21 protein-coding genes are annotated in these 22,459 nt (G+C 40.0%); 7 read left to right on the top strand and 14 right to left on the bottom strand.

Features of this window, described 5'->3' with window-relative positions; translation table 11 throughout:
• Positions 1 to 4: 4 nt before the first annotated feature.
• Positions 5 to 1,159, bottom strand: coding sequence for an HDOD domain-containing protein (locus J3L16_RS01430; RefSeq protein WP_207611081.1), 1,155 nt, complete (start codon positions 1,157 to 1,159; stop codon positions 5 to 7).
• 189 nt (positions 1,160 to 1,348) lie between these two features.
• Positions 1,349 to 2,542 carry an Nramp family divalent metal transporter gene (locus J3L16_RS01425; RefSeq protein ID WP_207611080.1) on the bottom strand — a complete coding sequence of 398 codons (1,194 nt, stop codon included), beginning with the start codon at positions 2,540 to 2,542 and terminating at the stop codon, positions 1,349 to 1,351.
• A gap of 91 nt (positions 2,543 to 2,633) precedes the next feature.
• Here J3L16_RS01425 and J3L16_RS01420 point away from each other — a divergent pair, with 91 nt between their 5' ends.
• Positions 2,634 to 3,242, top strand: coding sequence for a UPF0149 family protein (locus J3L16_RS01420; protein WP_207611079.1), 609 nt, complete (start codon positions 2,634 to 2,636; stop codon positions 3,240 to 3,242).
• 17 nt (positions 3,243 to 3,259) lie between these two features.
• Here J3L16_RS01420 and J3L16_RS01415 read toward each other — a convergent pair whose 3' ends face one another.
• From J3L16_RS01415 to J3L16_RS01405, 3 genes are all read right to left on the bottom strand, one after another.
• A complete protein-coding gene (locus tag J3L16_RS01415; protein ID WP_207611078.1) occupies positions 3,260 to 3,424 on the bottom strand; it encodes a hypothetical protein in 165 nt (54 codons plus the stop codon).
• 90 nt (positions 3,425 to 3,514) lie between these two features.
• Positions 3,515 to 3,943, bottom strand: coding sequence for a CopD family protein (locus tag J3L16_RS01410; protein ID WP_207611223.1), 429 nt, complete (start codon positions 3,941 to 3,943; stop codon positions 3,515 to 3,517).
• A gap of 21 nt (positions 3,944 to 3,964) precedes the next feature.
• Positions 3,965 to 5,635 (bottom strand): chloride channel protein, encoded by a 1,671-nt coding sequence (locus J3L16_RS01405; protein ID WP_347564629.1) that lies wholly within the window; start codon positions 5,633 to 5,635, stop codon positions 3,965 to 3,967.
• 86 nt (positions 5,636 to 5,721) lie between these two features.
• Here J3L16_RS01405 and J3L16_RS01400 point away from each other — a divergent pair, with 86 nt between their 5' ends.
• Complete coding sequence (locus J3L16_RS01400) at positions 5,722 to 6,390, top strand: DUF6776 family protein (protein ID WP_207611077.1); 669 nt, start codon at positions 5,722 to 5,724, stop codon at positions 6,388 to 6,390.
• Positions 6,391 to 6,409: 19 nt separating this feature from the next.
• Here the strand turns inward: J3L16_RS01400 and J3L16_RS01395 are convergent, their stop codons facing one another.
• Complete coding sequence (locus J3L16_RS01395; RefSeq protein ID WP_207611076.1) at positions 6,410 to 7,105, bottom strand: glutathione S-transferase N-terminal domain-containing protein; 696 nt, start codon at positions 7,103 to 7,105, stop codon at positions 6,410 to 6,412.
• 227 nt (positions 7,106 to 7,332) lie between these two features.
• Between J3L16_RS01395 and erpA the strand changes: the two genes are divergently transcribed.
• Entirely contained in the window at positions 7,333 to 7,677 is a 345-nt protein-coding gene (gene erpA / locus J3L16_RS01390; RefSeq protein ID WP_207611075.1) for an iron-sulfur cluster insertion protein ErpA, read from the top strand.
• A 10-nt stretch (positions 7,678 to 7,687) separates the two neighbouring features.
• Here the strand turns inward: erpA and J3L16_RS01385 are convergent, their stop codons facing one another.
• Complete coding sequence (locus J3L16_RS01385) at positions 7,688 to 8,638, bottom strand: D-2-hydroxyacid dehydrogenase (protein WP_207611074.1); 951 nt, start codon at positions 8,636 to 8,638, stop codon at positions 7,688 to 7,690.
• Between the two features lie 621 nt (positions 8,639 to 9,259).
• Here J3L16_RS01385 and J3L16_RS01380 point away from each other — a divergent pair.
• Genes J3L16_RS01380 through J3L16_RS01365 form a run of 4 tightly spaced genes read left to right on the top strand, consistent with a single transcriptional unit; the run spans position 9,260 to position 13,627 of the window.
• A complete protein-coding gene (locus J3L16_RS01380; RefSeq protein WP_207611073.1) occupies positions 9,260 to 9,718 on the top strand; it encodes a DUF192 domain-containing protein in 459 nt (152 codons plus the stop codon).
• A gap of 4 nt (positions 9,719 to 9,722) precedes the next feature.
• Positions 9,723 to 11,069: a lysine-sensitive aspartokinase 3 gene (gene lysC, locus J3L16_RS01375; RefSeq protein ID WP_207611072.1), complete on the top strand. Its 1,347-nt coding sequence runs from the start codon at positions 9,723 to 9,725 to the stop codon at positions 11,067 to 11,069.
• 19 nt (positions 11,070 to 11,088) lie between these two features.
• Positions 11,089 to 12,504, top strand: a complete 1,416-nt coding sequence (locus J3L16_RS01370) for a capsule assembly Wzi family protein (protein ID WP_207611071.1) — start codon at positions 11,089 to 11,091, stop codon at positions 12,502 to 12,504.
• A gap of 4 nt (positions 12,505 to 12,508) precedes the next feature.
• Positions 12,509 to 13,627 carry a glycosyltransferase family 9 protein gene (locus J3L16_RS01365; RefSeq protein WP_207611070.1) on the top strand — a complete coding sequence of 373 codons (1,119 nt, stop codon included), beginning with the start codon at positions 12,509 to 12,511 and terminating at the stop codon, positions 13,625 to 13,627.
• Here J3L16_RS01365 and J3L16_RS01360 read toward each other — a convergent pair.
• The 7 genes from J3L16_RS01360 to lptD form a co-directional block, all read right to left on the bottom strand.
• The gene (locus tag J3L16_RS01360; RefSeq protein WP_207611069.1) at positions 13,624 to 15,648 is read right to left on the bottom strand and encodes a methyl-accepting chemotaxis protein; all 2,025 of its coding nucleotides are present in this window, start codon (positions 15,646 to 15,648) and stop codon (positions 13,624 to 13,626) included. The two genes, J3L16_RS01365 and J3L16_RS01360, sit on opposite strands and share 4 nt — an antisense overlap.
• Before the next feature lie 101 nt (positions 15,649 to 15,749).
• Positions 15,750 to 16,553 (bottom strand): symmetrical bis(5'-nucleosyl)-tetraphosphatase, encoded by an 804-nt coding sequence (locus tag J3L16_RS01355; RefSeq protein ID WP_207611068.1) that lies wholly within the window; start codon positions 16,551 to 16,553, stop codon positions 15,750 to 15,752.
• A gap of 27 nt (positions 16,554 to 16,580) precedes the next feature.
• Positions 16,581 to 16,952, bottom strand: coding sequence for a Co2+/Mg2+ efflux protein ApaG (apaG, locus tag J3L16_RS01350; protein WP_207611067.1), 372 nt, complete (start codon positions 16,950 to 16,952; stop codon positions 16,581 to 16,583).
• Positions 16,953 to 16,964: 12 nt separating this feature from the next.
• Entirely contained in the window at positions 16,965 to 17,768 is an 804-nt protein-coding gene (gene rsmA / locus J3L16_RS01345) for a 16S rRNA (adenine(1518)-N(6)/adenine(1519)-N(6))-dimethyltransferase RsmA (protein WP_207611066.1), read from the bottom strand.
• Complete coding sequence (gene pdxA, locus J3L16_RS01340; protein ID WP_207611065.1) at positions 17,765 to 18,748, bottom strand: 4-hydroxythreonine-4-phosphate dehydrogenase PdxA; 984 nt, start codon at positions 18,746 to 18,748, stop codon at positions 17,765 to 17,767. The genes rsmA and pdxA overlap by 4 nt, the downstream gene beginning before the upstream one ends.
• Position 18,749: 1 nt before the next feature.
• Entirely contained in the window at positions 18,750 to 20,063 is a 1,314-nt protein-coding gene (gene surA / locus J3L16_RS01335; RefSeq protein WP_207611064.1) for a peptidylprolyl isomerase SurA, read from the bottom strand.
• A gap of 41 nt (positions 20,064 to 20,104) precedes the next feature.
• The gene (lptD, locus tag J3L16_RS01330; protein ID WP_207611063.1) at positions 20,105 to 22,339 is read right to left on the bottom strand and encodes an LPS assembly protein LptD; all 2,235 of its coding nucleotides are present in this window, start codon (positions 22,337 to 22,339) and stop codon (positions 20,105 to 20,107) included.
• Positions 22,340 to 22,459: the final 120 nt, after the last annotated feature.

Raw genomic sequence — 22,459 nt, 5'->3', positions numbered from 1 at the left:
GTTGTTAGAGTTTCATATCAGTGTAAATAGCACGTAGTTTACGTTTAAACTCTGGGCTCGAATAAGCGTTGTTTAACTTTTCTAAGTTTGCTTTTTCGAGCTGCTCGCCTGTGTAATAGAACTCAACTTCTTCGGTATTGGGCCAGTCTAAATAGTTGTACTCGATAACATCTGCTTTGCCATTAAATGCTAGCAGTTCAGCTATTCGGCAACTTATATAGCACACCATTAACTCTGCGTCTGTAATTGGGCTCTGGTTTACATTTTCAACGCTAGTACCTACAAGCGGGAGTAAGTTGATTTTTAGTGAGTCTTGCAGTTTTTTGGGCAAGCCCCAGTTCTTTGCAACAAGTGAGGCCAGCGCTGCTTGATTAATGTTAAATTTGCTTTGGATATAATGGGTGCGTTTCAAGCAATTGGAGGGTGATATGAAAAGCTCCGAAGTAGCGGAGTCTTGCTGAATGACGGCTAAGTCGCCTAAATAATTTAATTGGCAAATAGTCGCGAGTTCCCCTGCGGATTCCAAAGACAAACTTTGTGATAGCTCTAGGGCTATCGTGCTTGCAATAAAACCTGCAGTCCAAACTTTTTGATATGCTTGGTTTTGTTCTTTTGTGTTAAAGCTAACAGTTGTTTTTAAAGCAAATTGCATCGCGATTGCATGAACTTGATTCAATCCTAAATAATTTATTGCGTGATTGATGTTAGTTATGGGTTTTTTTAAGCCAAAGGCAGGGGAGTTTGCCGATTTTATGACTTTTGCCACTAATTCAGGGTCTTTTTTTATACTCTTATTAAGTTGTTTAGAAGATGTAATTTGAGTGCTAAGTTCAGCCAAAACAGGGTGCGGTTTATTTAGCTTTTCAACTATATTCCTTTGTAATTCTGACTCGAGTTCGTTGTCTGGTGAAACTAAAAAAAACTGCTCCAGAGCTTTGGGTTTCGGAAGTTGAGTTTCTTTATTTGGAAGAGGAATTGGACATTCGTCATTTTTTAATAAAGGCTCATGCGTAGCAGGGCTACCACTGCTTTTCCGTCGTTCCCTGTGTTTAAGTAAAGAATTCCTTAAGCTTTGCGCATCGAATGCGGGCCTTTTCACCTTAAATAGAAAGAAGCCAGCAAGTATCAATAACAAAACAACAACGAGAGTAATATTCAAAGTACATCCATATCTACAAATAGAACTATCTAACACAATGAATAAATACTATACAAAAAAAGCCCGTATTCATAATTTAATTAATGGCAACTAGCTATTTTTATCTTTTTGCTGTTTTCCAGAATATTTGAATCAGTTTAAACAATGTGTTGAGTCAAGTTAAAGAACTTAGTTGGCTTCTAGTTGCGATTAAGCTACTAACCCTAGTAGCTTAATACCACTGAGATAAAGCAACACCGCCAATATGAGTACGCCCAATATATGGAACACTTTTGAGTTCCTGTAATGAGATAATCGAGGGTGGCGAGCCATAACCAATAGTAAAATAAACACAACAAAGGGCAGTAAGAATGCATTTGTAGCTTGGGCTATAACAATAAGAGACAAGGGGCTAGTTGCAAGCGTCGCAAACAAAACACCTATTGCAATAATACTCAATGAAATACGCTGGAAAGCTTTACCTTTGGGCGTGTTATCCCATTGCATCAAACTTGTTATTGCATAACTTGCAGCTAAAGGAGCCGTAACTGCGCTAGTGACGCCTGCAGCAAATAAACCTAAGCCAAAAAATAATCCTGCATATTCACCCAATATAGGTTTGAATTGTGCACTCATATTTGCGACATCCAACTGAGTTTGAGTGTTAAAAAATGCCACTGTCGCAGTTGTCATAATAACCAAACTTATAAAGCCGCCAACACCAATTGCTATAGCGCTGTCATTACGTAACGCTTGAACGTGTTGTTTCATAGGAACATCTCGAGCGGTTTGAACAACTAAACTGGCGTGCAGAAATAAGTTGTAAGGAACCACTGTTGTACCTATTAACGCTAAGGCCAAACTCAATGTGGATTTATCGAAAGATGGCGTTGCAATTTGCTTGATTAAATCGAGCATATTAGGTTGCATGGCAACTAATGTGACAACAAAAACAATAGACATGATGCCAACGAGTATGACTAAACTGCGTTCTATCAATTTGTATGAACCCGATATAATGAGTAACGCTGCAGCCACGCCAATAACGATTGGCCAGTAGGGCATATTTATATCTACTGCACTGAGTAACCCTATGGACGCTCCGGTTAAGTTACCGGATTGATAAGCAGTATTACCTACACCTATAGCAAGGAAAATGAGTGCAGCGATTGCTTTTTTCACATTCTGATTAGAAAACACCGATAATATATTTTCACTTAGCGGAAGCTTGGTAATTGCGCTAATGCGGATCACCATATCTTGAAGAGCATAGGTTGCGATTACAGAGAAGATTAATGCCCAAGCAAGGTGCAACCCTTCTGAGGCCCCAGCGATACTGGCTGTTGTTACTGTACCCGGTCCAATAAAAGCTGCAGCAATAATAAATCCACTTTTGTTTTTCATAGAGTTCCGTTGACAATGATTAGTAGAGTTATCATGCTGAAGGAAAAATAAGATTTATTCAAATATGATTTGTGACACATTATTAATTTTAATGAAATTACCTAAATTGGAAGCCCATATTCATTCAATAGGGTTTGTTAGTGGCATTGTCTTTGGGGTGAGTGCTGCACCTGAAATACCCATGCCTGAAACATGGATGCCGTGGGTATTAAAAGGAACTAAACAACAAAAGCCTTTGGCTGCGTCTGATGTAAATAAATTAGCCGATGGGCTGGTATCTCAACTTCAATGGCAGTTAAGGATAATAAAAGATGAGCAGCGTTTTTTGCCTGAAGCGTGCATTTGGTCAGAGAGTGAAGCAGAACGCATAACGTTGCAACAATGGTTACAGGGAGTATTATTCGCTCATAGTCAGTTGGAGGAAGTGTGGTTTAATGCTTGGCAAAAAGCTGACTTAAACGAGGCTGAATCTCGTTTAACCCGGTGTTTAAAGTGTTTTAGTGTGCTTGCAGATACTGAACTTGCTATGTCTGGCCTTGATGACAAAAAGCAAAAGGCGCTAACTGAAAACTTACCTATTTTAGCAAAACAACTCGAGCCACTACTAAAAGACTACGTCAATTTAGCTGGAGAGTTGGCGGCAAGTTTGCCAGGACAATTTGAGATGTACAACGAAATACCCAAACCGTTTCAATCTTAGTGCTTATGGTTCGCTTATTACCTTAAATGTTTTCTCACACTTAAAACATAGCTATTAAGCTCTTTTTTAGCATCTTCATACTTGTCATTTAAAATTAGCGAATCGGGGTCTCTCAGCAGTTCTTTAAATGCTCTGTCAGTTTGTTCTAATAAGGCTTTTAAGTGTTCGTTACTAACATCCATGTTTACTCCGTGGCATTGAACAAAAAACTTCACTGAAAAATTAGTGGTTATAATATAACAGTTGCTTTGTGTAAATAACCAGCAGTTTATTTAAAATGGTTTTGCGACCGCTAACAATACAACAGCGAGTATAATGATGACGGGGGCTTCATTAAGAAAACGATAAAATCGACTGCTGTGTTGATTTTCATCTTTTTCAAACTTTTTGTATAAAACAAACAAGTAAAAATGATAGGCATACACAAAGATAAGTAAGGTCATTTTCACATGCAGCCAGCCGGATATCCTAAACCAGGCTGAGCCATAGCTAGCAATAAGTGCTACGCCAAAAACTAAGGTTAGTAGTGCAAAGGGAGTAACAAACAGCCAAAGCCTACGTTCCATTACTTTATATGCGTCCTTTACTGCCTGAATATCCGTACTTGCGTGATAAACAAATAGGCGTGGTAAATAAAATAGGCCAGCCATCCAAGCTAGCATAAAAAAAATGTGTAGGCCTTTAATCCACAAAATCATAATGGGTACTCACTATCTATTTATTTAAATGTAGGTTTGTTGTAGGTATTGTTGTACCTGATTCCAGGTGACAAGGCCTATTATTTTATTTGGATCGTCACCGTATATGTAAACAGCCCCTCGCCTGTCTCGTTTCAAATTGTCATAAACTTCGGCCAATGTAGCCTGTGCGTTAACCCCTTCCAAATCCAAATTGTGTACAGACACAGTGCCGCTATTGTATTGTGTTTTACACATCACAAATTTAAAGCTGATATCGAGTTCAAATGCATATTTTTGTACGATTAAACAGGTAGGGTGTGATTGATGATACTTTTCTATTGCTCCTTGAGGGGCATCATGAAACAACTTGAAATCGGTTTCCAGCGCTGCGAGAACGCCAATCTTTTCTAATGTTTCTCTAACTGGATTAACGGCATAAGGTAATTTTTGATAATCCAACTGTTGTAAAAAAACAGATCTATTTTTGAAAAATTGGGTTGAGGTTACGTATGCCGGCACAATAACTAAAATGGCAGGTAATATGACTTCAGGGCTATAAGCTAATTCCATTACTGCAGTTAATGCAGCAAGAGGGGCATGTAACACCGCAGCGAGCATGCCCGCTAAACCTAAAAGTGCGAAGCTTCCTCTAAATTCATTCGTGTCAATAAAATAACTTAATGGTACAAGAAAAAGAACGCCAGCTAACATGCCAATCACCATGACAGGACCAATAATACCGCCCGGTATCCCTAAACCAATTGCGACAATAGCCAATGTCATCTTGAACACCAAGATGAGCGCTATAAACTGAGTTTCTGGATTGTCATTAAATAAATGGCTAATAGATTCAAAGTTGGCACCTAGGGCTTGAGGCAAAATAACCCCCGCTATTGACGTAACTGCAGCCGCTATGGCTAACCGCCATACCATATTCACCGGGCGGAATAGAGTCATAATGAACATGAGTTGGCGATTGAAAAGAGTTGCTAACGCACCTAAGCCTATACCTACTAGTATGAGGTACAAAAACATCCATTGATTAATATGGGTATAACTAAACAATTGCAATTCAGTGGATACGCCAAACACAGCTCTTGTCATAACCGAACCACAGGCCGCGGCAAGCATGACCGGAACAAACAGATGAATTCGATATTCTCGTAATACGACTTCCATAACAAAAACGATAGCAGCCAAAGGAGTATTAAATGACGCTGATATACCCGCTGCAATACCGCAGCCTGTAAGTATTCTTATGCTGTTGTAGGGTAATTTCAAGGCTTGTCCCATAAAGCTACTGCTTGCAGCACCTAAATGGACTGAAGGGCCTTCTCTGCCCACAACAAAGCCGCTTGCTAAGGCTAACATACCGCCAAAAAATTGATTGATAGTCGTGCGTAGCGGCATAACGCCAAAATGAGCTTTTATTCTATGAATAACAAAAGGAATACCTAAGCGGTAGTGCTTGAAGCCAGTAAGAAAGGCGACGAGTAAAATACCTGTGACAGCAAAAAAAGGCGCAATCATGCGTACAGACCAATGCGCATTGGGATATGCATTAGGTGCCTCGAATATATATATTTGAATAATTTCAATTCCGATGCGGAACAATATAATGATAGATGCTGCGAAAACGCCACCAATAATCCCCAGAGCGCAAAGGTGCACACTGGTTTTGGGTTGAGCAAGGGCACATCGAAGTTGTTGAATAAAGGTCAAAGCTTGAGACACGTATGTAAAATCCTTAAGCTATAGGCACAATAGCAAAAATAGTGGTTAGTGCGAAAGGTTTAGTTATGGGAAATTTGAAATTAAAACGTATTATTCGTATTAAGCGCTACAGAAAATTAACTGTATTTCTTTGTTTAATTGCAGCACTTTGGTTAGGTTACACAATGGCCTCTTATTACCAAGATCAGCTGATCCATACAATAGATGCACAAGCACTTACAATTGTAAATCTGAACCAAGACAACCACAACTTGGTACAACAATTAAACCGAGATCATGCTCAGCTACTGGTTTGTGAATCACAGCAGCAACTACATGCAGACGAACTGACTAAGAAGTCTAATCAACTATTAGCCTGTAACCAAGATGTATCTTTGTTTCAGCATGTGATGGCGCCTGAGCTCTCAGGTGATTTACTTTCGGTTGAATTTGTCTCATTGATTTTAAAGAGTAAAGAAACCAGACTCTATGAGTTAGAGATCGTGCTTTTACAACCAAGATTACAAAAAATGGTTATTTCCGGTGATTTGAACATCTCTGCGAAATATGAAAATAGCGAAGAATTGGTTGAACTAGATGCCGTTCCGTATAGATTTAAGTTCTTTCAACAGCCTACCATTTCCTTTGAGCTACCTGATGAACGAGTGCCAGTTAAGTTGAGTTTTTCTTCTCAGGTTATGCAATATAAGCGTGTCAAAGACACGCTTAACATTGAAATTGATTGGCCTCTGTGAGGCCTTTAAATACTGGTCATTAGCTACGTACGGTTTTTACTTTAGCAGCATAACCGTCGTATAAGTTAGAAATGCGGTCAAACCATTGGCCTGTCGGCGTGTCGTGAGAAATTGGGTCGTAGGTACTTACAATATCAATCCACTTTAATACGCCAAACAAGGTGTAATCTGAGTAGTTTGGTTTGTTACCGCCAAGGTATGGGGTATTTTCAAAGGTGGCGTCAAAAATAGAGAGAGATTGCGCTAAATTTGCTTTTGCTTCTTCAGGCTCTCCATGTATTTCTTCCAATGTTTTACCCAATGCTTCTTCACGAGTTTGTCGGAAATAGGTTTGGCATTCTTCTCTTAGTAAGTTGTAAACTTGCATGACGGCAGCAGGTACTGCTGCTGCGAATACGTTAGAATTAATAACGGCATTAACTAATTGAAATTGTGCTAGTTCAGCTTCGCCATTGATAAGTGCTGGCTTGTCTGGGTAGGCTTCATCTAGATACTGAGCAATTTCAAGACTGTCGCTTTTCCAAACGCCGTTGTCATTTATCGTCGGGACTGTGGTGAACCCTGCATCTTCGGTACCGCTTTTATCTGTGAAATACCAAGGAACAAGCTCAAAATCGAGCCCTTTGTGTAAAACTGACATACGAGAACGCCAGCAAAACGGGCCGAACATGATATCTTCGTCTTTACCGGTTAATTCATAAAGTTTTATTGTCATTGGAACTCCAAATAATAGGGAAAAATTCTAAATAGACTGTAACCAGTCATTGCAGCGTAATCAATCACTCTTAGCTAAATTTTGAAGCAGTTTATCGCTGTCGTATAGGTTTTACACAAGTTACGCGTAGTTTAAACATGATAAAGCTTCAAAAGTTAGTATGGTTAATACTTGATTGAATTACTGGGGTATTAGATACTAGGGATGTAATTAAAATAGAGATTGTTATGACTGTAGAAACCGCGTTACCTATTGAGTTTTCAGACACGGCCGCCGAGAAAGTAAGAGAGTTGGTGATTGAAGAAGAAAACCCTGAATTAAAATTGAGAGTCTATGTAACCGGAGGCGGCTGCAGTGGCTTTCAATATGGGTTTACTTTCGATGAGAAAGTCAATGATGGTGACTTAACGATTAATAAAAATGAAGTTACTTTAGTTGTTGACCCAATGAGTTTGCAATACCTTGTTGGTGGCGAAGTGGATTACATTGACAACCTAGATGGTGCTCGTTTTTTAGTTAACAACCCAAATGCCACAACCACCTGTGGATGCGGCTCTAGTTTCAGCGTTTAATAGCTTTTATTTAATAGCCTTTATTCCAATCTAACTGGCAATACAGTGGTTGACCGTTTATGTAGCGGTCGACATTTTTCAAAAATAAATCGACAACATCTTCTACTCTTGTAATCGCAGCCGTGTGATGGGTAATGTGAATATTATCGCTGTGCCAAAACGGATGAGATGAGGGCAGCGGCTCTTGTTCAAATACATCTAGTACCGCCTTTGATGGCTTGTTTCGAGCGAGGTTGTCTATTAACGCTTGCTCATCAATAACATTTCCTCTTCCAGCATTAATAAGTAAGCTATCGAACTTCATTGCTTGGAAAAATTCATTATCTAGTAAATGCGTTGTTTGGGCGGTATCAGGTAACAAACTAACGACGAAATCAGCTTGTTCTGCCAATAATAATTTGTCTTCTAAAGCGAATACTTGCGTGAAACCTTTTATGTTTTTACCAGAACGAGACAAACCAATCATGTTTAATCCAAACACTTCAGCGGCTGGAATGAGTGCTTGTGCAAGTGAGCCTGTTCCTAGTACCCCTAATGTTTTTCCAGACAAATAATTAGGTAAAACACCTTGCCAAGTTGAGCCATCATCTCTTTGCCGTTCTATTTCAAAAACCTTTCTTACATGATTTAAAAGGTAAGTGAATACATACTCACGTATTTGTGTGTTAAATATGCCGCCCGCGACAGTTAATGTGTAATCTCGTTTGTTAAGGGATGTTAGAGGCGCGTTTCCAGCCCACGTTGATTGCAACCATGTAAGTTGGTTACATTGATTCACACATTGCGCAGCAAGGTTGGGGGAAGCGAGTAGTACTTCTACTTTAAGGGGATCAAGGTCCGCCGGGTTGTCACTGAGCTGGACTATATTTATTCGCTCATCATTTGCTAATAAGGCATTTAATTCCTCGGCATCTTGGCTACAAATACTCAGATTTATTCTTATTTTTTTAGACGTTAGCAAATACAGTTCCTCCAATTAAGCTTGAAAAGAGTTGTGCATCAAAACCATAACCTCATGCTCCTGCAATAAGCGTCATGTTCACGATGGACTTCATGGTAACTTATTTCGTCACGCTGGCGGAGCCTTTAATGTGACTCAAGTGAAAACCGGAATATTGGTACTTTTGGTTTTTTATCTCTGCACTTGACCCACTTTTCAACCAAACTGTGGTTGGCGAGGTTCAGTATGAAACCTTAGTTGATAAAAAAGAGTTGATAAAAAAGAGTTGATTAAAGGATTTCTTCATCAGATGTTCAATAACAAACTCCTAAGGTTACATCGGTTTTCCCTTATATCTGAACGAGTAAGGGGGGCGAGTGGCCTGTGATGGTAGCGTTTTCATTCTGAAAAAAGGCTATGGTACCCCATTAACGGTCGCTAAATCGGCGTTATAGTTTGATAAAGCTAAGTGATTTTTATTGGTTGGAATATGCTAGTAAAATTCATTCTATTAATGGACAAGTGCCGCAGCTGATAAATTTTGCTAGTATTCCCACTTTCAAGCTACTTAGGGCAGCATTTTTCCTAACATTTAGGTATATTCTATCGCTGTTGCTCTACTAATTTATGTTGTGAATCTATATGAAGTTTATATTAAGCGCTGTTTTAGTATTTCTGTGTACTGTGTCTCTTTCTGTAAAAGCCGTACTTCCGCCCATTGAATTTGAACGTATTGTGGTAGAAATTGCCGATACAGAGTACGAATTGGAGTATGCAAAAACCTTAAGCCAACGAGCACGAGGCTTAATGTTTAGGCAAAGTATGTGTAGCGATTGCGGCATGCTGTTTAATTTTGAAGTACCGCGTATTGGCAGTATTTGGATGAAAAACACTCAAATACCATTAGATTTAGCCTATGTAGATGATAACGGTGTCATCACTGATATTTTCCCTTTAACTCCTCATGATCTTACTCCTGTTAGGTCGTCTAAGCCTATTTCATATGCCATTGAAATGAATCAAGGTTGGTTTGCCAAGCAAGGTGTAAATGTAGGCGATAGCATTAAAGTGAAGCGCAAGAATATAAATGATAGGAATTGACCCCATGAATCAATCAATTAATGTTGCTAAATTTGGCGGCACTAGTGTCGCCAACTTTGAAGCTATTCAAAATTGTCTTCGGGTCATAGCGGATAATGAAAAAACCCGAGTGGTTGTGGTAAGTGCCGCTGGAGGCGTCACAAACTTGCTTGTGAATTTGGCTCATCAAGCAAATACACAGGACGTAATATTCGAGCATTGCGAGACTATTAAAGAAAAAGAGTATGCAATTTTAAATCGCTTATCTCAACCAAGCATAGTTAAGCCTAAGCTAGATGCCTTACTTGAAGAACTCTCTTCCCTTGCACTGCACGAAGAAATCAACCATAACGACGCATTAAAAGATCAATTATTGTCCTTGGGTGAACGTATGTCGTCGCTGCTTGTTGCTGCCTGTTTATCTGAGTTTGGCGTAAAAGCACTGAACTTTGATGTGCGAAATGTACTGAAAACTGACAGCACATTTGGCGAAGCAGTACCCAATTTAGCGCAAATAAAAAAACAAGCAGAATTGTTGTTATACCCGCAACTTAGCGGTGCAGTTATCGTGACTCAAGGGTTTATTGGTTCAGATGAAAACGGTGTTACCACAACACTGGGCCGTGGCGGCTCTGATTTTACCGCAGCTTTGCTCGCTGAAGGTTTAGGTGCTGAATGTTGCGAGATATGGACTGATGTGAATGGCGTCTATACAACAGACCCTCGTATTACCTCTGCAGCTAGACCTATTGCCGAATTAAGTTTTGAAGAAGCGGCAGAAATGGCGACCTTTGGTGCAAAAGTGTTACACCCTGCTACGATGGAACCAGCATTAAGACAAAATATCCGCGTTTTTGTCGGTTCTAGTAAAGACCCTAAAAGTGGTGGGACTTGGCTAGTTAAAGATTGCGATGATGAACCGGCCTTTAGAGCGATTACTCGCCGCAAAGAACAAGTTATGGTGACAGTTAAAACACCGAAAATGATGTATGCTCAGGGTTTCCTAGAAAAGGTTTTTGCAGTCATTGCTAAAAATAAGTTAAGCGTTGATTTAGTTACTACCTCTGAAATTTCGGTATCATTTACACTCGATAACCCGGCTAACTCTGTAGCGGAGAAATTGAATTACCAGGCGTTAGCTGAGCTAGAAGATATGTGTGAAGTGAACGTTGAACACGGTTTTGATTTGGTCACTATTGTTGGTAACCAGATGCAAAGTGTTAAAGGTTTAACAGGCAAGGTGTTTGCAGCATTAGATTTTGTTGAAGTTCGTATGATTTGTTTTGGCGCTAATCCACATAATATGGCTTTTTTAGTCGAGGATAAACAAAGTTCTGATGTTGTAAGAACCTTACATGACGTGTTGTTTTAATCACACTAGGACAAACTAAGTGAAAACACTAATTTTTGTATTTATATTAATATCTAGTCCTTTTGTGTTGGCAAAGGGGGTTTCTCCTTATCTTCCGCTTAATCTTGCGCCGGAAATAGAACACCATATTGAACAAGTTGTGGCGCTCACTTCAGATACTCCAGTAATTAAGCCTTATCGTGCAGCTGACATAGCTATCAGAGTAAAACAAATAGAAGAAAATTATCCCGCACTAGCTTATCGAGTTAATGGATATCTAAGTCGTTATGGTAAACGTGCGGCAATTACCAATGTGTCAGCAGAGGCTAGTGTTAGTAGTGATACGGATTCAGCATTAGCGAATAGACGAAATCAAGGCGTTGATGAAAGTTATTCTTTTTCAGCCAGTGCTCATGCTTACTTAACCCCCAATGTTCTAGCCAGTGTTGGTAGTACGTTTTCCCAAGATAATAAAATTACTCACCAGAACACTTATCTCGCAGTTGGATGGAGTCAGTTCCAAGTTGATTTTGGCTACAGAGAACATTGGTTTTCTCCTTTTGAAGATAGCGCGATGTTAATTAGCACTAATGCCAAATCATCACCATCATTAACTGTAAGTAATGCTGTTCCTTTAACAAAATGGGGGCTGAGGTATGAACTATTTTATTCTATTTTGGAGCCTGTTGATGGCATTGTCCTTGGAGAAGGATTATTTCCGGGGAGTCCACGATTAGGTGGCTTTCATCTTAGTGTTAATCCGTTAGATAATTGGACAGTTGGTTTTAATCGTACTCTTCAATTTGGTGGCGGGGCAAGAGATGTTACTTTTTCAGATTTTATAGGTGCATTTTTTGATCCTGCTGGGCGAGATAACGTTGGAGATATCGAATCGGACGACCCTAATTTGGAATTCGGTAACCAGCAGGCCTCGGTAACTACCCGTTTGAATTTAAATTGGGGAATACCATTTTCGGTTTATGGTGAGTATGCGGGTGAAGATACGGTAAACAACAGTAACTTTAGTCTTGGTAATGTTGCGACCTCTTTAGGTGTATTTTTCCCTTTTATTACTGAAGATATTTCATTTCGCGCAGAGTATGTAGACTTTTCAGATGCCTGGTATGTTCATCACTTGTATCCTGACGGGTACACAAATGATGGGCAAATCATTGGCAACTTCGCTGCTAGCTTTCGTGAATCTGGTTCAGGAACATCTGGTAGAACACTAGCGCTAAGAAGCTTATGGAACATTAAAGCAAATCAGTTGCTTGATGTACGTATACGGGCAATACAGCTGGATGATACGGTTAATGAAAGCTATGAAACTGGCGCCTTTGTATCTGTAGCCTACAGTTATGCAACACAATACGGAATTTTTGGCGTAGAAGGTATGCATGCCAAAGAACCTTTAGGCGACTCAGTCAGTCGTCTTTCAATTTTTTACAGGTGGTGATTTTTTGAATACTTTGTTGAGCCAAGAGGAACTTAGTTCTGCGAAGCGCCTGTTATTTATGTCGCATTTAGCCCTTGGTGATTTTGTTTACCACGGGGCGCTGCTGAAAGCATTGAAAAAAGCATATCCAAATTTAGAAATTGATATTTGGATGGATGATTGCCGAGATAAAAAGAAGAAATGGCACAGCGAGCGCAGCAGCACTCTAACCTCTTGGGTTTCTAAAACAGATATTGCAGAAGTTATATTTCCCATTGCTACTGGGAATAACGATCGGGATATGCTGGTACGCAGAGCAAGCCGACGTAATTACGATATTATTTTTTATCTCGCGTCTACACGTATTGAACGCTTTGCTTATATAGCTCGCAGTATTTCATCAAAAGCGATTTTGATGGGAAGTTCACCGAGTGGCTTTGTAAATAAAATAAAAAGTGCACGTTATTTACGTCATGTTAAGCGACGTTTTGAGTTGAATTTGCATGATTCATCAACTCATATTTTTGATAAATATAAGCGCTATTATGAGCGTTGCTTTGGACCATTACAGATCGCAGAGTCTGATAAGTACGGAGTAGGGATTTCACTACCCCAAGACTCGATTGATTTTGTGAAGCAATGGTGTCGCAATGAGAAGACGGACAATTTTTCTCCGTTTGTAATGATTAACCCTATATCTACGTCTCATAAGCGAGATTTAAACGGCGATACTTTAACGCATTTGATTGTGAGTTTACTCGCGAGAAATCCGTCTATACATATAGTCGTCAATGTGCCGCCTTCTTCTATTGTAGGAATTAAGGCCTTAATTGCGCCTAACCTGAATAAAATAAGTGATCAGCAAAAAATATCGATATTTAGCGCTGAAGATGATTTTTACACACTTCCTGCTTTAATGGTTCAATGCGACTTCATTGTCACGGTGGAAACTTCCGTTATGCACATTGCTGCTGTGTTGAATGTGCCTCAGCTAGCGATAGTGCGCAAAAAAGCAAAAAAATGGAAACCCCTTAGAGCATCCGAAATATATTGGTGTGAAGGTGATATTAAAGATTGTGATGGAGCTGATTTAGCGTCCAAGGCCCTCGAAAGTCTATCTGAGACCTTAGACGCAAAAAATTAAACTCTAAACTTCTGTATTGAGCCTTGTAGCTCTTCAGCAAGGCGAGCAACCTCGTGACTAGAGTCAGAGGTTTGCTGTGCACCAATAGAGGTTTCTTCCGCTATACCTACAATCGTTTCTAAGGTTTCACTGATCTCTTCAGAGACAACATTTTGCTCTCTTGCAGATTGCTCTATTTGCGAACTCACATCAAAGGCGTGACGCACTGCGCCAGATATGGAATCAATTGCAGAGGTGACCTTTTCGGTCTGCTCTACGCAGACGTTTGTTTGGTCTTTACCTTGTTCCATTACGGCAACTGCTTTTTCTGCCCCAGCTTGAAGAACTTCAATCATTGCATTAATTTCTTGCGTTGATTGTTGAGTACGACTTGCCAGTGTTCGTACTTCATCGGCTACAACGGCAAAACCTCGTCCTTGCTCACCTGCTCGTGCTGCTTCAATTGCTGCGTTTAAAGCGAGTAGATTTGTTTGATCTGCAACACCTCGAATAACGTCCAAAATACTACTTATGCTAGTGCTGTCTTCATGTAGTTTATTTATGACATCCGATGCTTCTTGTACGTCTTTTGCCAGCACTTCAATAGTGCTCTTGTTTTGAACGGAAATATCCCTGACTTTTTGTGCTTCGCCATCTGCATTTTTAATTTGGGCGAGGGTGTCTTCAGCACTTTGTGTCACAACCTGAGCGGTAGAATGCATTTCAGTTGTTGCTGTAGCAACTTGAGCTATTTGCGACTTTTGATTTTGAATTGATGCAGTTGTTTGTATTGTGACAGCTGATGTCTGTTCTGAGGCCGAAGCAAGTTGCTCTGCTCGTTCGTTTATACCGCTAATCAAACTTTTCAAGTTGTCAATTAAACGATTGCAGTTACGTGATAATAAGCCAAATTCGTCAGTACTACTGTCGTCCAAGCTATGAGTCAAATCACCAGAGGAAGCAATGTTTAATAAATTGTTTACTCTACGCAATGGGCGAGTTATTGCAATTACGGTGAAATAGCCAATAACGCCTGCAAGTGCTAATGAAATAAGTACAACAATAATAGACCCCGTAGTACTTTTCGATACTCTACTATTGACCTTTTCTTCCACCGCCTCGACGTTTTTATCTGCCAAGGACAGAAGAGCTTCTAAGTTAGTAATACCTTGTTGACTATTTTGGTCGGATAATTTTAATGCTTCAGTAGCTTGGTTTCTTTCTATTAAGCGCTTTACATGCAATGAGGTTATTCCTGATTCTGTATTAACAGAATTTATTGCGGAACTAATGAGTTCATCTATTTCCTCTAGAGTACCTGAGTCATCATTACCATCGGCTGCTGTCAACATGTCGTCTCTCAGCGTTTTTACTTGGTTAACTACTAATGATAATTCGTTTCCTACAGTTTCAGCTCTCGCTAAAGTTTGAGTTTTTACGTATTCGCCTGATACAGTCAATAAGGTTAGCAAACGGTTTTCTAAGGATGTACCAACTTCCAACGCTTTTTGTAAATCCCGATTACTTGAAACTTCGTCTAAATCTGAGAAATCGAGAATGAGTGTAGAGGCATCGTCAGCACCATATTCAACTTCTTCTAGTACAGATGCAATAGTTTGTCTAAGTGAAAGGTAGTTTTCTCTACTCTTCAACATTTCATCGACGTTTGCACTGTAATTGTTAAACGATTCTTCTATCATGGCGATCTTAGATAGAAGAGCTTCATCTTCCATAGCAACGCCTTTGAGTATTTCTAAATCTGACTTGAACACGCCTTGACTTGAATGGTAGGCGGATTTTTTGTCGTTTAGTCCGTCTGTTGACTCTTCTATATAAGCCTCAAACGTAATACGACCCATATCTAAAAAGCTCGCTTTTAGACTGTTACTTTTTGATAGAACTGGGATAGTTACTTGGTTTACCTGATTGGTATTTGAGCTAATTGCTTTTAAATTTACTACTGCGAAGATACTGTTTACTACTAGTAACACGCTTATAATAACAAATCCGCTGATAATGCGAGTTGCTACAGTTATATTCATTTAAGCTCCAAAAAATTGCTTTACTACAGAGACGATTGATCCAATTTTAGTACAAAAAGCACAAGATGCTAAAAATCTACCGTAAACCCTGTGTAAACTTTTTATTCCTTGATTTTAATTAGCTTTTTGGTTTCTAAACATAAGCAAGTTAAGTGTCCGCCCCAAACGTAACCCGTATCAAGTGCTATTTTGTTAGGGTGATTGGTGCGTCCATTTAAGCTGGCCCAATGTCCGAAGATGATACGTTGATCGGGAAGCTGGTGTGTATTGTTAATTTCATACCAAGGTATGAACTTAGATGCTGTCTGTAGAGGAGAATTCTTTTCTTTGAAATCGAGTTGATTATAGGTATTTAGGTAGCGCATTCGGGTTAATGCGTTGACTACGAAGGTGAGCCTCAGTTGCGATTTTTTGGTGTTGTTCCATGTATCTGGCGTGTCTTGGTACATTTTTGCAAGAAAACCTGCATAGTGATCACTTTGCAGTTCGCTTTCGATTTCCGCAGATAAGCGTATCGCTTTTTTGAAAGACCATTCAGGAAAAAGTCCTGCGTGAGCTAACAAGCTGTGTTGGTCTATCATTGTAGCAAGGGGAAACTGTCTTAACCAATTTGCATATCGTTCGATGTCTGAGCTTGCTAGTAATGATTCTAGCTTGTCTTGGGGCTTTGCTGGTTTGATACCGTTGATAATGGATAATAAATGTAAATCATGGTTACCCAGCACGGTTTTGAAATTATCTTCCAAATCATATAGTAACTGTAGAGTTGACAATGAATCATCACCTCGTGCAACTAAATCACCCACAGCCCATAAGGTGTCTTTGCTTGAATTGAATTTGATGGTTTTTAGAAGCTTTTTTAGCCCCTGATAACAACCTTGTATATCACCAACAACATAATTCACATTTCATAAGCCTTATAATGGAAAATTTCAGTGAATAGATTTAGGCACAGATAAGCTAAACACGTCAATGTTTGTGTTAAACATTGTCTGGTCTTGCAGTGCCATTTCATATTTTCCTTGCATGGTGCCAACCGGAGTATCCAAAGCAACACCACTGGTATAAGTGAATGTTGCATTGGGTTTAATGTTAGGTTGTTGGCCGATTACACCGGGGCCTTTTACTTCCGTTTGTTTGCCATTGCCGTCGGTAACAAGCCAATATCGATTCATTAGGGTCACAGGCACTGTACTTTTATTGTGAATACTGATTTGGTAAGCGAACATGAACTTTCCATTATTGGCGTTCTCATGTTCGGGTAAATACTGTGTGACGACGCTTATTGCGATAGGGATATCCATGTTTTGATATCGCTATTGTTCTTCTTTTACAGAATTTGCAATACGTGCGAAGTCGCTTAAGCTTAGATTTTCTGCTCGTAAAGTAGGTTTGATCCCAAGAGACTCTAGGGTTTCAGCATCAGCAAAGGCACTTAGGCTATTGCGAATGGTTTTTCGTCGCTGGTTAAATGCAGCAGCAGCAACTTTTTCTAATGTTGCTACTTTGCTTACTTGAACCGGTGGCGTTGCGTGAGGCACTAGCTTCACGACTGCGGATTCGACTTTGGGAGGAGGAATAAAAGCACCAGGAGGAACAGTAAGTACAGGGATAACTTGACAATAATATTGTGCCATGACTGACAATTTACCGAATTGTTTACTTCCAGGGGAGGCGGCCAAGCGTTGAACAACCTCTTTTTGCAACATAAAGTGCATGTCTTTAATGTTTTCCTTGTGTGCAAACAGGTGGAACATTAACGGCGTTGATATGTTGTAGGGTAAGTTTCCAAATACCCTTAGTGGGGTTCCTCTTTCTCGAGCAAGTTCAGCAAAGTCAAATGAGAGGGCGTCTTTTTCTATAACAGTGAGCTTTTTACCGTGAAAAGGGTGATGGCGCAATCGTTTGGCTAAATCTCTATCTAGCTCTACGACGGTGAGTGCATCAACGCGTTCGCACATGGGTTCCGTTAAAGCGCCTAAGCCTGGCCCAATTTCAACTAAAGCTTGATCTGAAGTTGGGCCTATTGCATTAATGATATTATCAATAACGAAGGGATCATTAAGAAAGTTTTGGCCAAAACGTTTGCGAGCAGTATGGCCTAAATGAGTTTTATTCATTGTTTATTTCCTGCCAATACAATCGCTTTTTCAATGGCTACGGCAAAGCTTCCTTCATCAATGTCACCAGTGCCGGCTAAATCTATAGCGGTACCGTGATCCACTGAGGTTCTAACAAAAGGAAGGCCTAATGTAATATTTACTGCGGAGCCAAACCCCTTGTACTTGAGCACAGGCAAACCTTGATCGTGATACATAGCTAGTACTACGTCGGCGTCATTTAAGTATTTCTGTTGGAAAATGCTGTCAGCAGGGAGTGGACCAGTAATCCTTATTCCCTCTTCTCGCAATTCATTAAGAGCAGGGATCATTGTTGTGATTTCTTCCTTGCCTATATGACCATCTTCTCCTGCGTGAGGATTTAAACCACATACAAAAATATGCGGGTTCTCAATACCAAATTTCAGTTTTAAATCGGTATTAATGATGTGAATGACTTTATGTAAGCGATCTCGGGTAATGGCTCTTGAAACAAATTCGAGAGGGATGTGGGTTGTTGCAAGAGCAACATTTAAGCCTTCTGTAGAAAGTAGCATAACCACATCCATTGTATTGGATTGATATGCAAAAAATTCGGTATGACCTGAAAATGAAATACCTGCTTTATTAATAATCCCTTTATGAACAGGACCGGTCACAACCGCGTCAAATTCACCTTGAATATTGGCTTCACAAGCTTGCTTTAAGGTTTCAACTACATAATGGCCGTTATCTGGATTCAATGTTCCGGCTTCTACCCTGCCTGTACAGGCTATATGCTTAATGTACATTTCACCAATAGGCAACGGCTTATCGATGCAGTCGTCATAATCGTGTAGCTTGACGTCGATGCCTAAGGTCTTTGCTCTTTCAAGGATCATGTTTTTATCTGCAAATAAAACAACGACCGCATTCCATTTTCTTTGTGCAAGCTTTATGACCAAGTCAGGGCCGATACCCGCAGGTTCTCCGGGGGTAATTGCTAATTTATGAATAGCCATATTATTGTGCTGCGTCCACGCCGCTTGAGGCGAGGACTTCAATATAAGCTGCGTCGCGTATTTCTCTTAACCAGTTTTCGGTTTCTTCAGCAAACTTTCTGTTGAAAATTAATTGGTGAGCACGGTCTTGTTTGCGTTTTTCTGTGGCGTCATCCATGCGTCTTTCTTCCAACTGAATTAAATGCCATCCATGAGTTGAGCGCACAGGTTCACTGTATTGGCCAGGCTCAAGGCTTGCCATTGCGTCTCTAAAGGCAGGCACGTACACAGTAGGGTCAGCCCAACCTAACTCGCCACCTCTGAGAGCTGAGCCAGGGTCATCAGAAAATTCTTTTGCTAGTTCAGCAAAATCTGCCTCACCTGCTATGACTTGCTCTTTAAATTCAGCTAGCATGGATTGGGCTTTGTTATCACTTAATATAATAGATGGCTGAATAAGGATATGACGAGCTCTGACTTCTTCAACTTCAATTCGCTCTACACCTCGTGTGTCGAGTATTTTGAGTATATGAAATCCCGCGCCACTTCTAATTGGTCCGAATAAAGCATCTTTAGGCTGATTTTTTACAACGTCAGCAAATAGTGTCGGCATTGAGTTAATGTTATTCCAACCCATATCTCCACCTTCCAATGCTTCTGAACCTGATGAAGATGCAATTGCAATTCTCGCAAAATCTGAGCCTGAGTTCAGTAAACTTAATACTTTATCGGCTCTTTCTTTTGTTTGAGTAATATCTTCGTCGGTAGGGTTGGCTGGTAGGCCTACTAAGATATGACCTAAGCGGTATTCCGCTTGTTCTGCACCTTGTTCGTCTATGAGTTCAACAAGGTTTCCAATTTCTTGCTCAGTGATATAAACACGACGCCTTACACTGGCTCGGCGAACTTCACCTAAGATCATTTCTTGCCTTACTGATTCTCGGTATTTCTCGTAACTAACACCTTCAGAGGCTAATTGCTGCTGGATTTGCGAAATCGTGACATTTTGCTGTTGGGCAATATTTTGTATGGTTTGGTCGAGTTGTGGGTCACTAATTTGAATACCAAATCTATCAGCGACTTGCATCTGTAAATTATTCAGTATTAGTCGTTCGATAGCTTGAGTTCTGAGTGCTTTTTCAGAGGGTAATGATTGGTTATTCTCTTTGGCTGTTTTTTTTACATCAACCACTAAGTCTGATATTTCCGATTCTAGAATTAGCCCTTGATCAACAATAACAGCGACGCTGTCTAAGGTGATTTCTTCGGCGTGTATTGGTAAGGCAAGCCCTGTGGCAACCAACCATGTGACAAAAAATTGATTTGCGAATTTCATAAACACTCTTTTATTTTTACTGTTTTGTCTCTTATTTGAGACTAATTTAAACTATAGGGCTGGCGATAGCCAAATATTCCGTCTTCCAAAAGCTGACGACTGGCTTTTTTACTTCCCAACCCTTTAAATGAAAATTGAAATGAAACCCCAGAATCGTATTCGTTCAGGGTTTGCTGGCCGGATGTATCAAAGCGGTTTGTTAAGTAGCGTTGTGCGACAACACGCAATGACCAACAACAAGACTCATATTCTATACCTGTGTAGGTTTCAATACTGCGATTTAATTCTAAATCTCTATAAACTCGTCCTACCCATTGCCAGTTTTTTGCTAATGGCCAGCTTATAGACAACCCTAATTGGTCAATAGTTTCATCGGATAAGTTTCTAACGTATCTGTGTGACAATTGGACCAGTTTCTGAGCACTAATTTGATAGCCTAAAGTAACACTACTTCTGTCTACCTGTTGTGAATTTGCAGAAAGTAACGTGTCACCGTGAAGTAACCAGCGTTTATTTATACGCCAATCGATTTCGCCAGCTAATGCCGAGCGATTGTCATCACCTCGGAAAATGGAAACTCGACTGTCATCAAAATAAAAAATTTGGCCTAAGCTAAACACAAATTTCTCTCTACTTGAAGAATCGATAATTCTTGAAGTCACACCTAATGTAACTTGGTTGTTGTCGCTTATTCGGTCTAAACCCGTAAATTCTCGTCCTCGGAACAATCCATTAAAATCAGTGAATAATACCGTTGAGTCATAAAGGCCAATGTTATCTTGGCTTTCAAACGAGGTGTATAAGTATTGGAACTTAGGTTCTAGTGTTACTTTCGAATGCTTGCCAAGCCAGCTTCCATTTCTTTCAAAATATAAGGTACCAAAAAGTCGGCCTTGGCCTATGGTGCGAGTTACGTCTTCTTCAAGCTCTGGCGAAAACTCCAAATCGGTTTGGCGATATATTGTGTTATACAAGGTTGCTTCCGCGCTCAATTCTCCCCAAGGACGTATAACTGGTAGTCGTAATGTAGGTGCAAGGTGTAAACGCAGAGCTTTAGGTTCACTTTCAGCTGCATTGTCAAAATACGCGAATTCTGAATTAAATTGAAACTCAAGGTAGCGAGCGAGAGGATAGATGCCTTCAACTTTAATTTCAGGCAACGCACGATAGGTCGTGATATCTTCGGCAATGATGTCGAAGTCTCTTAAATAGAAACTTGCGTTCAGGTTATCTCCTAAAAAATCGAGACCTAAGGTTCGAGATAAATGTGTGTCAGCGCGATTAAAAAAATCTGAACCTAAGTCGATGATATAATTACTGTCGCTTACACCGTTGAAATCGGCATTAATAAACCACTTATTAGACAGTTGTTGCTCATGGAAAAAGCGATAGAAATATCGGCTGTCTCTGTCTTCTAAGTCAGCATCTTCAGGCAAAAAATCTAAATTAATCGAGCCTCTGCTCGACTCAGTTAAATAACGAAACTCTGTTTTTAATTGAAAGCCGCGAAGGGTTGTTAGTCTGGGAGTGAGCGTTAAATCGTAGTTCGGCGCAATATTCCAATAAAAAGGCTGTTCGATATCAATACCTGTTTGGCTTGAACTGGATATATTGGGGAAAAGTAAACCTGTTTGGCGTTCCGTTCCCACTGGATATGCAAAATAAGGTAAATAAAATACAGGCACGTCTTTTACATAAAATCGCGCATGTTTTGCTTCGGCTACGGTTGAGCCTTCTTCGAAGCTAATTTGAGAGGCTTTTATTTGCCAATCAACGTTTGTGAGTGGGCAGGTAGTAAAGGTGACACCATTGAGTGCAACACCATCACTTTCACTTATATCAATTGACTTAGCGACGCCTTGCCCACCAAACTCAGTGAGTTGATATTCGGTATCAATGATTTCTAAAGTTCGATTGAGAGAATCTACATCGATGCTGGTGCTTGTTACGTTAAGTAAGTTATCTTTGTAATCTACGTCACCTTGAGCTATCACTCGATTGCCATTATTGAGCACTGTGGCTGAATCGGCCGTTATGGCAGCGGTATCAGATACAATTTCGACATTTCCTTCGAATTTCGCTTCTTGATTTGTTGTCAACGATGCGCGATCAGAAGATACCTTCACTTCTCCATCAGGCATGAGCTGATTAGACTTGAATACAGTTATGGTGTTTTCGCACACAGCCGTATATTGAGATGCGTTTAGTTCGCTCGATAAAAGAGCGAGTAGTGTGAAAATCACACTTATTTTGACTGACTTTACAAACTTATCCATTGAGCAAAAATGCGTACACACAGAGAGGAAAATTGAGACGATTCCCTATTTTAGACGGTTAACCAACAATAACCAACCTTAAATTAGATATGAACTTTATATATAGTATGTCTTTGTGTG

Source organism: Alteromonas sp. 5E99-2, from assembly GCF_017368475.1.
GTDB lineage: Bacteria > Pseudomonadota > Gammaproteobacteria > Enterobacterales > Alteromonadaceae > Alteromonas_F.
This window is presented reverse-complemented; position numbering and strand designations above follow the sequence as displayed.